Raw genomic sequence first — 14,301 nt, 5'->3', positions numbered from 1 at the left:
CACAGCACGACCGCCTCGTCGACCCCCCCCCCCCCCGCGGGGGGCGCCCCCCCGCCGCTTTGTCGCGCTCCCCTGCGGCCAGGGGACGTGCGGATCGGTGCAGGCTACGTGTGCAGGGTGCGCTCGGATTCGCCTCGATGCACGGACGGGCTCTCCAGCTGGATCGTGGCGTGCTCGAACGCTATCGGGAAGTGCGTCCTGACGCAGACATGGACCTCTTCGAGGATCCGCAATGCGTGGGCCGATTCGAAGCACTCCTCCCCGACGACGACGTGCGCCGAGATGATCGGCAGATTGCTCCCGATCGCCGAGGCATGCAGGTCATGGACATCCTGGACGTGGTCGAGCGCAAGGATGTGCTCACGCACCTGATCGAGATCCACACCCTTCGGGGTGTACTCCATGAGGATCCGCAGCGTCTCGGCCATGATGCGGAACGCGCGGGGCACGATCAGCGCGGCGATGAACAAGCCGGCCAGTGCATCGGCCTGTTGGAATCCGGTCAGCTGGATCACGATCGCGGCCGTGATCACTCCGAGCGAACCGAGGGCGTCATTGAGGACCTCGAGGAACGCGGCACGCATGTTGAGGCTCGAATCCTTGCCTCCGGCCAAGATTAGGATCGCTGCAATGTTCGCGACCAGCCCGATCACGCCGAAGATGAGCAGCTCTCCCGAGGCGATCTCTGGGGGATCCGTCAGTCGCGAGATGCCCTCAACGGCGGTGTAGGTCCCGACCACGATCAGGAGCGTGGCCTGGGCCAAGGCTGCCAGTACCTCGATGCGAGCAAAACCCCAGGTCCGGCTGCTGCTGGCCGGGCGCAGCATCATGGTCGCCGCGATCAGCGCGACCAGTAGTCCGGAGGCGTCGACGAGGGCGTGCGCCGTGTCCGTGAGCAGGGCAAGACTTCCGGTGACGACACTCCCGACTGCTTGCGCGAGCACGATGACGGAGGTGATGGCGAAGGCGATGGCGAGTCGCGTCCGGGCGGTGCTCGACCCGCTGCCGCCGTGCGAGTGGTCGTGTCCTGAGTTCATCAGAGGTCTCCGTCCTCGAGGTTCTCGTGGTTGCGGTGGTTCTTCAGGGAGAGGGTGGTCCCGGAGGTATCGAGCAGGTCGTCCGCCACCTCGAGCAGGTCGCTCAGTCGGGGCAGATCGGTGAGGGCGAACCAGGATGCGCGGCCTTCGGTACGCGCGGTGACCAGACCGCAGTCGCGCAGGCACGAGAGATGCTTGCTGACGGTCGACTGGGCAAGGTGCATGTGCTCGACAAGGTCGCGAACTCGGTGCTCACCGGTCGAGAGGTGCTGGAGGAGAGCCAAGCGTGTGGGTTCGGCGAGAGCATGGAAGAGCGCGGCATGGCTGTCTGCCACCTCGAACTGCGGCTCGGCCGGGATCGCATCAATCGTCATATGGCGATGATATCGCCGTGTGGGGTTCTGTAAAGGGGTGGGACTGGACGAGTCGATCCTGGGAGATGAGCGAAGGGGTCGCTGGTGGCACGTCGCTACACTCGATGCGCCCCGGTCATGGGGACAAACCGGCCCGCACGAGGGGTCACCCGAGGAGGAGACGTTCATGACGGCGGACACGACGGCTGCTCGCGGAACCACCGGGACGGCGGTGCGGATCATGCTGGCCAGCCTGTTCGGGCTGCTCGCCGCCGTACTGATGCCACTGGTGGTGCCCGCATTGTTGCCCGCGGCGTCGGCGCACGACACCTTGACCTCTTCGAACCCGGCAGCAGGCGAAAGCCTCGAGCAGGCTCCCGAGGCGCTCGAGCTCACCTACAGCGATGAGGTTCTCAACCTCTCTCCGGCCGTGCGACTGACCACCTCCGCCGGCGAGGAGATCTTCACCGGGACACCCGCCGTGTCCGGCAACACGGCCACGATCGACCTGCCGCCGCTGCCCGCCGATGACTATCAGGTCTTGTGGCGTGTCGTCTCCTCGGACGGCCACCCGATCGAAGGCACGGTCGACTTCACCGTCACAGTCGGTGCCGAGCCCACGGCCACAGCGGACTCCGAATCGGAGGAGCCGAAGGAGAGCGAGGAGCCGACCGCCGGGACGGACGAACCGAGCACGGAAGACACCGCTGCCGAACCGGCAGAGGCTCAACAGAGCGAGGGCGGCCTTCCTCTCGGTATGATCCTCGGCGGCCTCGCTCTGCTCCTACTGCTCGCCGCGATCGGTGCGATCATCGTCCGCCTGCGCCGCAGCCCCGGTGACAACACCGACTGACCATCACGAACCCGATCAGGACAACGCATCACGGCACGCCGCGGCGAGCAACAGAACCCGGCTCAGTACCGCGCTGAGGCGGAACGACCTACGGAGAGTCCTTCGCTGCTCCGTCGCGATCGCGAGATGACCGCGCCGTGCAGGACTGCCAGCGTCAGAACCAGCGCAAGCAGGACCCAGCCACCAAGCCTTTGATCTCCGAACGCATCGGGGCCCCAGGTCCGCCCCATGACTGCGAACCAGTCGGGCTCCACGACCGGGAGCGCCAGCACCAGCAGAAGCGCCAGCCCAGCAAGAAAGCCGGCCCCCACAACCAGGGCCACCCAGCGCTCCCGCCCAGCGACCATGCCACCACCCAGCGCCCTACCCTGGAATGGCAGCGACACAGCAGCACCGGCCACCACAGCGGCAGTAAGCACGACCAGTCGGCCGGGCGCGGTATGCAACCCCGCGCCGAGCGCCGGGGTCAGGTAGATCGCTGCAAATCCCGCCGCGCCGAGCAGCGCCAACACCGCCGGGTGAGCGAGCCACCGACCCGCACGGGAGCGAGGCTTCCAGTCGACGAGCTCGCGCAGTCCCGCCGAACCGTCCGACCGAGGAGCGATCCGATCCCGCACGAGATCACCGAAACGCCCGGCAACCAGTAGAGGCACTGCCACCAGAGCAAGCAGCGCGTGCTGGCTCAGGTGCACGGAGAACTGCACCGGCGCGTACACGCCCGGTGCCCCGTTCGTCACCCAAAAGATGACCACGCATCCCGCTACCCACGCCGAAGTCCTGGCCACGGGCCAGCGTCGCCCGCCAGTGCCCGTCAACGGGCGGCGCAGGTGCACCCAGAGGTAGATGACCGCGAGACCGAGGGCGAGTGCCATTCCGGCGACGTCCACACGCCAGGTCGTCAGCAGCGTCGCCAGCTCAGGCGGAGCAGGCAGTGGATAGTCGGTCAGCGCCTCAGCCGTCGAGGTGACCGGCTCAGGCTCGTCCGGCACCGGAGGCGCCGTGTTCGACAGTGCGGCAGCGAGTCCGGTCGCCGCCGCGATCAGGAAGACTTCCCCCGCGGCGAGCCACAGGAAGTCTCTCCGGCGATCCGAGTCCCGCAGCCGGCCCAGTACCCGTCGGCGCTGCCACCAGCCAGCGCCACCCAGCAGCACCAGCAACACCGTCTTCAGCACGAGCATCCACCCGTACGCGGTGGTCACAAGGTCCAGAGGCGCGGAGAGCCGGACCAGGGCAGAGGCGATACCGCTGGCGGCCAACGCCCCATAACAAGCAAGCGCCAGGACGCTGAACCGTTCGGCGACATCCCTCAGTCGTACTCCGAGCCGGCCCGCAACCAGTACGAGCAGCGCGAGCCCACCCAGCCACACTCCGGCAGCCACGAGGTGCACGATCATCGCGCTCGTGGCCGCCTCATGGGAGGTCTGCCCCGAGGCGTGGCCCGTCATCGACTTCGTCACCAACGCCGCGAACACCAGACTCAGCGAGATCAGCAGCCCCGTACGGGACCTCACGACGATCAGCATGGTCGAGGCAGCGGCGACGAACACCGCCCCGGCAAGCTGGTATTGACCGAGCTCAAGCCGTGTGATGTACATCAGGAGATCGGAGCCGAACCGCGGGGAGAAGGGTGCCTGGCCCGCCGCCAAAGCGTAGCCAAGCACCATCCGTACGACCAGCAGCGTTGACCACACCATTCCCAGGCCCATACCGATATCGAGCGTCCGCTCGTACGCTGGATGGAACCGAGACACGGCAGCGTGTTCCTGATCAGCCTCCGACGCGGACGGCTCCGCACGGCGGGGCAGCACGACGAGCGCCAGCACGAGGCACGCCACGGTCGCGGCACCGACCACATCACCGATGGCATCGACGATCGGCAAACCCCACCGCACCACCGGGCCGGCATCGACGAGCTCCATCGAGACCGGTGCTCCCGCCATGGCGGCCGCGATCACCGTCCAGAGCAGAGCCCACGGGGCCGCAGCACCCACGATGAGGATTCTGGTGCGAATCGAGCTCACCAGCTCGCCCCGCATCGAATCCCGGAAACTGCTGCGCCGACAGGCGAGGCGGCCGTCTCGGCGTCGTTGTCTGCCACTCTGTTCGCCGCACGGGAAGCAACCCGGCGCGTACCGATCCTCAACATGCTGCCCAGTCTCCCGTTCACTGTTGCGCCAGCTACTCCACTAGCCCCGGTCAGGCTAGCCATCGACCGGTGCGCGCTGGAACTCAGACGAGCTCACCATGAGCAAGCCCTCCCCGTTGAACGGTGGGAACTCGTCGGGGCTCAGATCCGGACTCCGCTCGGACGATGCCGACGCGACGAAGTGTCCCGGGTCCAGGTTCCGGGACCGATCTATCGAGCCCGGGACCTGTGTTTGCTTTAGCTGAGTCAGAGGCCGAAAGCTCCGCCACTGACAAGGATGACGATGCCGAGACCGATAAGAACGATGGGGAAGAGGATGTGCTCCCAGCGTTCGAGGACTTCGGCAATCGGTGGGCGAGTGGCGACGAACTTTGCCAGGGCCACCAGGACCGCGACGAGGGCGAGGAAGACGATGCAGTAGGCGACTACGGCGAGAGGTTCCACGCTGAGGAAGACAGGGGTGTACACGCCGATGTTGTCGCCGCCGTTGGCGAGGGTGACGCCTGCGACTGTCCACACGCCGACCTTTTTGCCGGCGACCTTGGCCTCGTCGTCGTCATCGTCGTCGTCTCCGCGCCAGGCCTGCCACGCGGCCCACAGGCCGAGGCCCAGAGGGATGAGGCCGAAGTACGGGATGGCTGCCGAGGGCAGGAACGCTCCGGCGCCGATGGTCACCAGGACCGCGGCACCGAGGATGCCGGCGAACCCGAGGTATTGGCCGACCAGAATGCGGGCGGTGGTGCCGCGCTGGCCTGCCCCTCGAGCGAAGAAGAGGGAGAGCACGATGATGTCGTCGATGTTGGTCGCTGCGAACAGGCCCATCGCCTGTAAGACCGAGGTGAGGATCATGCGCCCTCCCCAGCTGCGTCGCATCCGGGAAGCGAGCAGGCAGGGTCGATGCACGGGGCGTCTTCGTCCACTGCCAGGGTGGCATCGACCAGTGCCGTCAGGGCCTGCGCCAGGTGCGAATCGGCGATCTCATATCGTGTCCGGCGACCTTCGGGCTCGGAGACGACGATCCCGCAATCGCGCAGGCATGCCAGGTGGTTGGACACGTTCGGGCGTGTCAGGTCCAGATCTCGGGCCAGTTCCGCCGGGTAAGCGGGATGGTCGAGCAGGGTCAGGATGATCCGGGATCGAGTGGGGTCGGCCAGTGCGCGACCCAGGCGGTTCATCACGTCGAGACGCGAAGCAATAGTCAGCATGCACTGAACTATACAGCATGCACTGAACACTCCGTCCCAGGCGTCAGGCCAGATCTCATGCCCGTAAGGGGAGACTGCCGGGGGAGAGATTCATTCGGCTGAGCATTGTTCTCAGGGTTCTGCGTCAGTGCCGGATGAGGCGCGGGCCCGGGACGCACCTCACGGTCGATGCCTACTACGTGAGTCCGTGGCGCGCCGAAGCCTCGAGTTCTATATAGCTAAGTTGAAGCTTCGAGGCTATCGTCGTGCCATGTCCGTCGATGAGCTGTCTGCGAGTGCCCAGAACTATCTGAAGGCGATCTGGGGGTTGTCCGAGTGGAGTGACGAGCCAGTGACGTTGAAGCTCATCGCGCAGCGGACCGGTGTTGCCCTGTCGTCCGCTTCGGATGCGGTGCGGAAACTGACTGAGCAGGGTCTTCTGTCTCACGCGAGGTATGGCTCGGTCGAGTTGACGGAGGTCGGTCGTTCGTACGCGCTGGTGATGGTGCGGCGGCATCGCTTGATCGAGACGTTTCTGGTGGAGACCCTCGGGTATCGGTGGGACGAGGTCCACGAGGAGGCCGAGCAGCTCGAGCACGCCGTCTCGGACTTGATGGTGGAGAGGATCGATGACGTTCTGGGTCGCCCCCGGCGTGACCCGCACGGTGATCCAATCCCTGCAGCGGACGGAACAGTGACCGTGCCTGATGCGCGGCGTCTCACCGACGTCGGAGCGGAGGGCAGGTTTGTGGTCGAGCGGATCTCGGACACGGACCCGGCGATGTTGCAGTTCTTCGAGTCCCAGGGCATCGGAGTCGGGGCCACGCTTGTGGTCGCGGCGGGAGCGCCGTTCTCCGATGCGCTGGAAGTTCGTTCTGGAGAAGTGGGCTCGCCAACGTTGCTGGGACGCTCTGCGACAGATGCCCTCTACGTCTCTGCGGGGCCTACCTGATCCTCACGCCGGCGAGCCGTATCGCGTCGATACCGGCGAGCGAGCTCCGACCTTCTTGCTGAGCAGGCCGTGCTTGGGACTGATGAGGTAGACGAGTGCGAAGGCGCATCCCTGGGTGAGGACGACGAGGCCGCCGGGTGAGGCGTCGACCCAGTAGCTGATGTAGATCCCGACCACGGAACAGAGTGACGAGAGGGCCGGCGCGATCACGAGCATCCGCCCGAAGCGGTCGGTGAGCAGATAGGCCGTCGCTCCGGGAATGATGAGCATCGCGACGACGAGCACCACTCCCACGACCTGGAGAGCGGCAACTGCGGTCAGCGCCAGAAGACCCAGCAGCAGCGCGCCGAGGAATCGGGGAGACAGGCCGATCGCGTGGGCGTGTGTCGGGTCGAAGGCGTAGAGCGTGAGGTCGCGGCGTTTGAACACCAGGGTGACAAGAGCCACGGTAGCCAGGATCGCGATCTGGACGAGGTCTGCGCGGGAGACGCCGAGGATGTTGCCGAAGATGATGTGGTTGAGGTCGGTCTGGCTGGGTGTGACCGAGATCAGAACCAGCCCGAGGGCGAAGAGAGTGGTGAAGACGATGCCGATGGCGGCGTCCTCCTTCACGCGGCTCGTCCCGCGGACGAGCCCGATCATGCCGACCGCCAGGAACCCGAAGACGACCGCGCCGATGGCGAACGGGACACCGAGGATGTAGGCAATGACGACTCCGGGGAGGACGGCGTGAGAGACGGCGTCCCCCATGAGCGACCAGCCGATGAGCACCAGCCAGCACGACAGCAGTGCGCACACCACGGCAGCGATCACGGTCGTGACGAGCGCACGGGTCATGAAGTCGTAGGAGAGCGGCTCGAGGAGCCAGTCGAGCGGGGTCATGCGGCACCCTCCTGCTGCAGAACGTCCAGGCCGAAGGCGAGAGCGAGCCTCTCGGGTGTGAGGGCCTCTTTCACCGGGCCGTGGAAGAGGATGGTTCGCAGCAGCAGCACGGCGTCGTCGGCGAGCTGCGGCAGAGCATGGAGGTCGTGGGTGGAGACCAGGACGGTACGGCCGTCGTCAGCGAGTGCGCGGAGAAGATCGACGATGGTGGCTTCGCTGCGCTTGTCCACGCCGGCGAAGGGCTCATCCAGCAGCATGATCCGTGCGTCCTGGGCGATCCCGCGGGCGACGAAGGCGCGCTTCTTCTGCCCGCCGGAGAGCTGGCCGATCTGTCGATCGGCGTACTCCGTGAGCTCCACCCTCTCCAAGGCTTCGTCCACAGCGATGCGGTCAGCGGGCCGAACTCGGCGCGTGGCGCCCTGGTGGCCGTACCTTCCCATCATCACGACGTCTCGGACAGAGACGGGGAAAGCCCAGTCGACGTCCTCGCTCTGGGGGACGTAGCCGACGAGTCCTCGCCGCCTGGCCGGCGCCGGCTGCGCGCCATTCAGCAGGACGCTGCCTGCGTCAGGCCGGACCATGCCGGTGATCGCCTTGAACAAGGTGGACTTCCCGGAGCCGTTCATTCCGATCAACCCCGTCACCGCACCCGCCCGCACCGCAACAGATACGTCGTCGAGGGCGAGTACATCGCCGTAGCGGACGGTGACACCTTTGACATCGATCGCCGCTGTCGTCATGAGTCCTCTCCGGTGAGTCCCGCAGCGATGGTGTCCGCATCGTGGCGGATCAGATCCAGGTACGTGGGCACCGGGCCGCCTTCCTCGGAGAGCGAGTCCACGAACAGCGTTCCTCCGAAGCGTGCATTCGTAGCACCCACAACCTGCTGCATGGGGTCGTCGGAGACCGTCGACTCGCAGAACACGGCGGGGACCTCGTTCTCGTCGACGAACTCGATCGCGGAGGTGATCTGCTGCGGGGTCGCCTGCTGCTCGGCGTTGACGGGCCAGATGTACTTCTCGGTCAGCCCGGCATCTCGGGCGAGGTAGGAGAATGCGCCCTCGCAGGTCACCAGCGCTCTCTGGCTGGTCGGAAGACTTTCGAGCTCGCCCGTCAGGTCATCTTGGACCTGCTGGAGCTGCTGCTTGTAGGTCTCCCCGTTCCTCTCGTAGTCCTCAGCGTGTTCCGGGTCGAGATCGCTGAACGCCGCGACCATGTTGTCGACGTACACCTGCACGTTCTTCGGGCTCATCCAGGCGTGCGGGTTGGGCTTGCCCGCGTAGGCGTCCCCCGCGATGTCGATGGGATCGATCCCCTCCGAGACCACGACATGAGGCACATCGACTTCCTCGACGAACTGGCCGAACCACACCTCCAGGTTCAAGCCGTTGTCCAGGATCAGGTCGGCATCCGAGGCCTTCCGGATGTCTCCCGGCGTCGGCTCGTACCCGTGGATCTCCGCGCCAGGCTTCGTGATCGACTCGACCACGAGGTGGTCGCCCGCAACATTCTCCGCGATGTCCTCCAGCACGGTGAACGTCGTCAACACCACCGGCTTCTCTCCGTCGTCGGCAGCATCCGGCCTGGCTCCAGCGGAGCAGCCGGTGAGCACCAGCGCCGCACTCGCAACGACTGCGCCGAGCGCAGCCTTCCATCGTCCTCGCATGTGCATCGGCGACCTCTCTTCGTTCACGGCCACAGGCGTGGCCACTTCCGGACCCTCAAATCGTATGGTTCGGTATGCCGAAGTTACAAACCCGGCGTGGCGTATGGTCGAGGGCTGCCAGGACTGATATCACTACATGTGTCACCCCCGCGGAGTGCAGACCCAACATCTAGTAGTTCGAGGTCAGTCGGATGGGACGACGACGAAGGAGGGATCGATGACGGCAGGCATCGAGCGCGCAGCACCGGGACTCGGAACACGTGACCTGACGCCACAGGAGTCAGCAGATCTCGTGTTCTTCTCCAGCGTCTCCGAGAACACGCTGCGCTTCGTGGAGAGGCTGGGGCGGCCTGCGGTGCGGATCCCGCTCCGCCCCCGTGTCGAGGGGATGGTCCGCGTGTGCCGCCCCTTCGTTCTGGTGGTCCCCACCTACGGCGGCGGCGAGCAGGCCGGGGCCGTGCCGAAGCAGGTCATCGCCTTCCTCAACGATCCCGCCAACCGTGCGCTGCTGCGCGGGGTGATCACCGCAGGCAACACCAACTTCGGCGAGCACTACTGCCTCGCCGGCCCAGTCATCTCCCGAAAGTGCGGTGTCCCAGAGCTCTATCGCTTCGAACTCCTGGGCACCCAGCGCGATATTGAGTGCGTGAACGAAGGGCTCGACCTGTTCTGGCAACGGACAGCCACGACGAACGACAAGAACAACGAACAGAGGAGAACAGCATGACCGCCACAACAGCCGTAGAAGGCTCCATCACCCCTCCAGCATACCGACACGACCCCAGCGCACCGCTGCGTCCGATCAACTGGAACCGCGTGAGCGACGAGAAGGACCTCGAGATCTGGAACCGCCTGACCGCGAACTTCTGGCTGCCCGAGAAGGTGCCCCTGTCCAACGACCACCAGGCCTGGCAAGCACTCGCGCCCCATGAACGAACCCTCACCATGCGAGTCTTCACCGGCCTTACCATGCTCGACACCGTGCAGGCCACCGTCGGGGAGATCTGCCAGATCCAGGACGCCCGCACAGAGCACGAGGAAGCCGTCTACACCAACATCGCCTTCATGCAGTCCGTCCACGCCCGCTCGTACTCCTCGGTGTTCTCGACCCTGACCAGTACCCGAGAGATCGATGAGGCCTACCGCTGGGCGATCGGAAACGACCTGCTTCAAGCGCGATGCAAGAAGGTGCTCCAGTACTACTACGGGCCCGACCCGTTAAAGCGGAAGGTGTCCTCCACCCTGCTCTCCAGCCTTCTGCTCTACGCCGGCTTCTACCTGCCGCTGCACTTCTCCGTGCACGCCACCCTGACCAACACCGCCGACATGATCCGACTCATCCTGCGCGACAAGGCCGTGCACGGCTACTACTCGGGCTACAAGTACCAGCGCGGCCTCGATGCTCACCCCAACCGCCGCGACGAGATGAAGGAGTTCACGTACACCCTGCTCGAAGAGCTCTACGACCTCGAGCTCGACTACTCAGGCGAGCTCTACGAACCCCTCGGCCTGATGGGCGACGTCGCCGCCTTCGTGCGCTACAACGCGAACAAATCCCTCATGAACCTCGGCTACCCGGCACGGTTCACCGCCGAGGAGACGTCAGTCAGCCCAGAGATCCTCGCCGCCCTCGCCCCCAGCGCCGACGAGAACCACGACTTCTTCAGCGGAAGCGGATCGTCGTACATCATCGGCAAGGCCGAGCACACCAGCGACGACGACTGGGACTTCTAGGCACGCAGACTCACCTGTCGGACGCGAAGCGGTACCGCGCATGCCCCGGATCGCTACGACCCGGGGCAAGCACTCAGCGCAGACCGTGCTGCGACAGACCTGAACCCGTCCGCAGGTCTGCCGCAACGGCTCGCCTGGCCACTCGCACTCAGATTGCCGGGGACCGGCATCGTTCAGACGTGCACTATTCCCCAGTGGGTGACGCTCGTAGTTCGGGGTAGTTGCCCCATCTTGAGTTGGTGCGTGCGGCATGTCTAACGGCGGTGTGGATGTTGATGCCGAGCGTGTCGGCGACGATGCTGGCCGGCACGGTTTGAACGAGGTGGTCGATTCGGGCCTGCTGGATCTTTCTGGCATGGATCTTGTGCGGGACGAGGTGGAGGGCGACGCTGGCTTCGCTGACGTGGTGGTGAGGCGTGGCCCCGGGGAAGAGCCAATCCGGTCCACCGGCGACGTAGGGCCGCCGGGTGCTTAGCTCCTTGAGATGACGTCGCAGCAGTACGGCGATGGGGCTTGGCAGGGTGAGTGGGGTCCGCCCCAGCGCGATCCTCATCGTTTCGCCGTCCGTGACGTCCGAGCGGCACAGACGCACGCAGTCGCTGATCCGCTGTGCGAACACGAGGACGAGCAGGCCGATGAGGCGACTTCCTAACGGAACGGATTCGTCATCGACGAGCTGATCGACCTTGTCCCAGATGACGTCGTCGGAGACCGGCGGACGCGGCCGGGCTGGCTTCCGCCCGGGGATCTTCACCGGACTTGTCAGGCTCTGCCGTATCGCCCAGTTCAGGAACGTGCCAACTGCCACCTGGGAGTGATGGCGGGCGAAGAAGCGGTCGACGGAAGTCTGATCCAGCGAAGGCAGGGAGAGCCCGTTGGCGTCGAGCCAGGCGAGGAAGTGAGCGATCTTGCGCAACTCCGTGGACCGGATGCTGTAGCTGCTGGGGGTCATGGCTCGGTTCGCGGATCGCTGTCTGATCTTGCGGAGCAGCTCCCAGTGGAAGTACTGGGCGATGACGGCACCGTGCTCCGTGGAAAGGCTTGCAATGAAGGCGGCGGCGTGGTTCTCGAGGTCGTTGAGCAGTACGTCGATGGTCGGGAGCGTTCCGGCGCTGATGAGCATGCGGCGCAGGTACCGCACGCGAGGCGAGAGCGGGAGAGCATCGAGTGTGGAGTGGCTGATCGGAAGTTCGCCGGCGGCCATGGCGCGAAGCGTCGCCCCGACCGGCTCTCTGCGCAGCCATCGCACCACCGCGCGCGGGTCGCGTGCCGTCAGTAGGTGTTCATACAGGGTGGCAAGACTGGGATGGATCGCACCGCCCTTGTCTGCGAGGACGTCGCGGAGACGCTCGGTCAGCCGGCAGGTGCCGCACTGAGATCCGGTAAGCTGTTGCTCGCTTCCGCAGGTGATGCACGCAAACTTTGACGGCACTCCGGCACAGGTTGCGCAGACGATGCGTCGGTCCGCGTCGTAGAAGGCCAGAACCTTGATTTGATCGCACTCGGGGCAGTTTCCGGGATGTCGGCGGAGCCTTGAGTAGCAGGCGTTGCAGATGTGCTGCTCAAGGATCGAGTACCTGGCTGCGATAGGACGCGCGCACCTGTCACAGCCGACCTGGTGGCCATGGGTACGTCCCGGTCGGTTCACTCGAGCGGGCGGTGCAGCTTGGCGCGGATCGGGCGCAGATCGCCGATCGCCGGCCCAGAGCTGTCTGGAGCTCCGGCTGCTCGGCGTGGGCGCGCGGCCTGGACATTCGGGATCTCGATGAGGTCGTTGGGGGTGCAATCGAGAATTCGGCAGAGAGCTGCGAACACCTCGACGTTCAGTCTCTCGGGAGTCCTTGTCACCAGGCGAAACACTTGCTCGCGAGAGAGCTGTACTCCCTGGGCGCGCAGCGGTTCGATCAGATCCGTGGTCTGGAACATGCCGGCAGCGGCCATGAGCGGGCGCAGGTTCCAGGTGATCGGGGTATCAGCGGCGGGAGTCTTCGGCATCGGGTCCTCCATAGATCCGGGAGAGGGCTTGATTGATCATGCGGTTCTTGAAGTCGTCACCGACGGAGGTGTAGATCGCGGTCGTCGAGGCGTACGCGTGCCCGACCTGGTCCTGTACGAACTTCTCGGCGTATCCCCACTCGATGAGGTTGGTGACGTATGTGTGGCGCAGAGCGTGCACGCTGAGCTCTGACGGCAGTTCTGCTTCGTCGCGGAGCTGGGCGAAGCGGAGGTCGATGTAGCGCAGCGAGACACGCGTACCTCGCTCGGTCAGCCACAGAGGCCCCGCCGATCCGGTGGTGAAACGAGGTCGGGCGCGGTCGATCCATTGGGCCAATCCCTCCGTGATCCAGTCCAGCTCGGGAATCGTGAGCACCGACCGGCGTCGCGGGCCCGACCCATGTGCACCCTTTCCCCAGCGCACATCGACGGCGCCGAAGCGTCCGAAGCGTGGAGCAGCACCGTTGGGCCGAAGGTCCGCCACGTCCAGACCCACTGCCTCGGCCCGGCGCAGCCCGAAAGCGTAGATCGTCTTGAGGATCTGAGAGTCGCGCAGCGCTGTGAGGGCGCCTTTGCGGCCGCGTTGCAGGATCGTCTCGACGCGATGGTCGGCCACGGTGAAGAGCTGCTCGAGCTCGTCGTAGGTGAGGGCTCGGCGCTGCGGACGGCCCTCGTACTCAACCAGGTGCGCGAGCGTGTTCCACTCATGGCAGATCTGCTGCGGCGTTGATCCGAAGCGCTCATCGCAGTCCGTCGCCCACCGGTATCGAGGGTCGGTGAGATAGTCGCAAAACAGGCGGATGACGGAGTGATAGCCGCGAATCGTGGACGGAGTCGCTGGGTGCTTTCGGGACTTCGCCTGTGTCGTGTAGTCCTCCAGGTCACCCGGCAACCACTCCCACGGGTAACGGCCAGCAAACTCCTCGAACCTCCGGATAACCAGCTCACGGCTCCCGATCGTCCGCTCAGCGAGTCCTCGGCTGCCCTGCTGATCCGACCAACCTGAGAGCATCGCCTCGAACACGAAGCGTCCCTCGTCCAACGCCCGCACGTTGCGGAGCTGTCGAAGTGGAGACACGCCACGATGATCCTGGGTCACCCACCTAGTATTGCATCTACCGCAACAATGATGCACCTGAACCTTTCGTCGCGTCGGGTGGTCCGTACCGCCAACACGTCCACGGGCGCTGAGGAGATGGGGTCATCGACCACGAGCACCCTGGACCGGGGCTACGTCTCGATATCTGAGGTTTGTGTGGCGGGGGCCCGGTCAGTACCGGCTCCCGGCCGCGCGGGGATGACGCGTGGGATGAGCCGGATGAAGACGACCATGGCGACGAGCTCGACGAGCGTCTGGGTCACGACCACGAGAGGAGCAATGTCGAACGCAGCCGGCAAGGCGAGCACCAGGGGCAAGACGACGAGTGAGTTGCGAGTTGAAGCGTCCTGGGTTTCGTTCCGTGGTTAGACGGTCGCGGGCGCGGTCGTCGTGGTGTGAG

Annotated in this window: 15 protein-coding genes; 4 read left to right on the top strand and 11 right to left on the bottom strand. The window is 65.5% G+C overall.

The features are described from left to right. Nucleotides 1-104 precede the first annotated feature (104 nt). Together M3B01_RS13240 and M3B01_RS13235 are read right to left on the bottom strand one after the other, a co-directional pair. Complete coding sequence (locus M3B01_RS13240; protein ID WP_193866966.1) at nt 105-1,037, bottom strand: cation diffusion facilitator family transporter; 933 nt, start codon at nt 1,035-1,037, stop codon at nt 105-107. Then, on the bottom strand, nt 1,037-1,411 hold the full coding sequence (locus tag M3B01_RS13235) for a helix-turn-helix transcriptional regulator (RefSeq protein ID WP_193866965.1): 375 nt from the start codon (nt 1,409-1,411) through the stop codon (nt 1,037-1,039). The genes M3B01_RS13240 and M3B01_RS13235 overlap by 1 nt, the downstream gene beginning before the upstream one ends. A 220-nt stretch (nt 1,412-1,631) precedes the next feature. On the opposite strand from M3B01_RS13235, the gene M3B01_RS13230 reads away from it, so the two are divergent. After that, a complete protein-coding gene (locus M3B01_RS13230) occupies nt 1,632-2,243 on the top strand; it encodes a copper resistance CopC family protein (protein ID WP_259792771.1) in 612 nt (203 codons plus the stop codon). A 62-nt stretch (nt 2,244-2,305) separates the two neighbouring features. On the opposite strand, the gene M3B01_RS13225 is transcribed toward M3B01_RS13230, so the two are convergent. The 3 genes from M3B01_RS13225 to M3B01_RS13215 all read right to left on the bottom strand — a co-directional run bounded on the left by M3B01_RS13225 (nt 2,306) and on the right by M3B01_RS13215 (nt 5,594). Beyond that, the gene (locus tag M3B01_RS13225; protein WP_259792767.1) at nt 2,306-4,198 is read right to left on the bottom strand and encodes a bifunctional copper resistance protein CopD/cytochrome c oxidase assembly protein; all 1,893 of its coding nucleotides are present in this window, start codon (nt 4,196-4,198) and stop codon (nt 2,306-2,308) included. A 437-nt stretch (nt 4,199-4,635) separates the two neighbouring features. Further along, nucleotides 4,636-5,238 (bottom strand): cadmium resistance transporter, encoded by a 603-nt coding sequence (locus tag M3B01_RS13220; RefSeq protein WP_193866805.1) that lies wholly within the window; start codon nt 5,236-5,238, stop codon nt 4,636-4,638. Further along, on the bottom strand, nt 5,235-5,594 hold the full coding sequence (locus M3B01_RS13215; protein WP_006590980.1) for a helix-turn-helix transcriptional regulator: 360 nt from the start codon (nt 5,592-5,594) through the stop codon (nt 5,235-5,237). The genes M3B01_RS13220 and M3B01_RS13215 overlap by 4 nt, the downstream gene beginning before the upstream one ends. 250 nt (nt 5,595-5,844) lie before the next feature. Between M3B01_RS13215 and M3B01_RS13210 the strand changes: the two genes are divergently transcribed. Further along, complete coding sequence (locus M3B01_RS13210; RefSeq protein ID WP_102237455.1) at nt 5,845-6,525, top strand: metal-dependent transcriptional regulator; 681 nt, start codon at nt 5,845-5,847, stop codon at nt 6,523-6,525. Nucleotides 6,526-6,528: 3 nt separating this feature from the next. Here the strand turns inward: M3B01_RS13210 and M3B01_RS13205 are convergent, their stop codons facing one another. Genes M3B01_RS13205 through M3B01_RS13195 form a run of 3 tightly spaced genes read right to left on the bottom strand, consistent with a single transcriptional unit; the run spans nt 6,529 to nt 9,073 of the window. Continuing rightward, nucleotides 6,529-7,407, bottom strand: a complete 879-nt coding sequence (locus M3B01_RS13205; protein ID WP_259792761.1) for a metal ABC transporter permease — start codon at nt 7,405-7,407, stop codon at nt 6,529-6,531. Next, complete coding sequence (locus M3B01_RS13200; protein ID WP_102237453.1) at nt 7,404-8,147, bottom strand: metal ABC transporter ATP-binding protein; 744 nt, start codon at nt 8,145-8,147, stop codon at nt 7,404-7,406. The genes M3B01_RS13205 and M3B01_RS13200 overlap by 4 nt, the downstream gene beginning before the upstream one ends. After that, nucleotides 8,144-9,073 carry a metal ABC transporter substrate-binding protein gene (locus M3B01_RS13195; protein ID WP_228020117.1) on the bottom strand — a complete coding sequence of 310 codons (930 nt, stop codon included), beginning with the start codon at nt 9,071-9,073 and terminating at the stop codon, nt 8,144-8,146. Before M3B01_RS13195 ends, M3B01_RS13200 begins: the two co-directional genes overlap by 4 nt. A gap of 217 nt (nt 9,074-9,290) precedes the next feature. On the opposite strand from M3B01_RS13195, the gene nrdI reads away from it, so the two are divergent. Further along, on the top strand, nt 9,291-9,800 hold the full coding sequence (nrdI, locus tag M3B01_RS13190; protein ID WP_106505696.1) for a class Ib ribonucleoside-diphosphate reductase assembly flavoprotein NrdI: 510 nt from the start codon (nt 9,291-9,293) through the stop codon (nt 9,798-9,800). Next, nucleotides 9,797-10,807, top strand: a complete 1,011-nt coding sequence (nrdF, locus tag M3B01_RS13185; RefSeq protein ID WP_193866802.1) for a class 1b ribonucleoside-diphosphate reductase subunit beta — start codon at nt 9,797-9,799, stop codon at nt 10,805-10,807. The genes nrdI and nrdF overlap by 4 nt, the downstream gene beginning before the upstream one ends. Before the next feature lie 184 nt (nt 10,808-10,991). Here nrdF and M3B01_RS13180 read toward each other — a convergent pair whose 3' ends face one another. The 3 genes from M3B01_RS13180 to M3B01_RS13170 all read right to left on the bottom strand — a co-directional run bounded on the left by M3B01_RS13180 (nt 10,992) and on the right by M3B01_RS13170 (nt 13,901). Then, entirely contained in the window at nt 10,992-12,011 is a 1,020-nt protein-coding gene (locus M3B01_RS13180; RefSeq protein ID WP_259792753.1) for a site-specific integrase, read from the bottom strand. A 440-nt stretch (nt 12,012-12,451) separates the two neighbouring features. Further along, nucleotides 12,452-12,802 (bottom strand): helix-turn-helix transcriptional regulator, encoded by a 351-nt coding sequence (locus M3B01_RS13175; RefSeq protein WP_193866800.1) that lies wholly within the window; start codon nt 12,800-12,802, stop codon nt 12,452-12,454. Next, complete coding sequence (locus tag M3B01_RS13170; RefSeq protein WP_259792751.1) at nt 12,780-13,901, bottom strand: tyrosine-type recombinase/integrase; 1,122 nt, start codon at nt 13,899-13,901, stop codon at nt 12,780-12,782. Before M3B01_RS13170 ends, M3B01_RS13175 begins: the two co-directional genes overlap by 23 nt. Between the last annotated feature and the right edge of the window lie 400 nt (nt 13,902-14,301).

The sequence above is a fragment of the Brachybacterium sp. p3-SID957 genome, assembly GCF_025144775.1.
Classification (GTDB): domain Bacteria; phylum Actinomycetota; class Actinomycetes; order Actinomycetales; family Dermabacteraceae; genus Brachybacterium; species Brachybacterium epidermidis.
Note: the sequence above shows the minus strand (reverse complement) of the source record. Positions and strands in the feature narration are given on the sequence as shown.

Coding starts and splice junctions, on each gene's coding strand:
- M3B01_RS13230 (WP_259792771.1), top strand. CDS start 1,632: ATGCTGGCCAGCCTGTTCGGGCTGCTCGCCGCCGTACTGATGCCACTG.
- M3B01_RS13205 (WP_259792761.1), bottom strand. CDS start 7,407: ATGACCCCGCTCGACTGGCTCCTCGAGCCGCTCTCCTACGACTTCATG.
- M3B01_RS13220 (WP_193866805.1), bottom strand. CDS start 5,238: ATGATCCTCACCTCGGTCTTACAGGCGATGGGCCTGTTCGCAGCGACC.
- M3B01_RS13215 (WP_006590980.1), bottom strand. CDS start 5,594: ATGCTGACTATTGCTTCGCGTCTCGACGTGATGAACCGCCTGGGTCGC.
- M3B01_RS13180 (WP_259792753.1), bottom strand. CDS start 12,011: ATGGCCGCCGGCGAACTTCCGATCAGCCACTCCACACTCGATGCTCTC.
- M3B01_RS13175 (WP_193866800.1), bottom strand. CDS start 12,802: ATGCCGAAGACTCCCGCCGCTGATACCCCGATCACCTGGAACCTGCGC.
- M3B01_RS13200 (WP_102237453.1), bottom strand. CDS start 8,147: ATGACGACAGCGGCGATCGATGTCAAAGGTGTCACCGTCCGCTACGGC.
- M3B01_RS13235 (WP_193866965.1), bottom strand. CDS start 1,411: ATGACGATTGATGCGATCCCGGCCGAGCCGCAGTTCGAGGTGGCAGAC.
- M3B01_RS13210 (WP_102237455.1), top strand. CDS start 5,845: ATGTCCGTCGATGAGCTGTCTGCGAGTGCCCAGAACTATCTGAAGGCG.
- nrdF (WP_193866802.1), top strand. CDS start 9,797: ATGACCGCCACAACAGCCGTAGAAGGCTCCATCACCCCTCCAGCATAC.
- M3B01_RS13240 (WP_193866966.1), bottom strand. CDS start 1,037: ATGAACTCAGGACACGACCACTCGCACGGCGGCAGCGGGTCGAGCACC.
- M3B01_RS13195 (WP_228020117.1), bottom strand. CDS start 9,073: ATGCGAGGACGATGGAAGGCTGCGCTCGGCGCAGTCGTTGCGAGTGCG.
- nrdI (WP_106505696.1), top strand. CDS start 9,291: ATGACGGCAGGCATCGAGCGCGCAGCACCGGGACTCGGAACACGTGAC.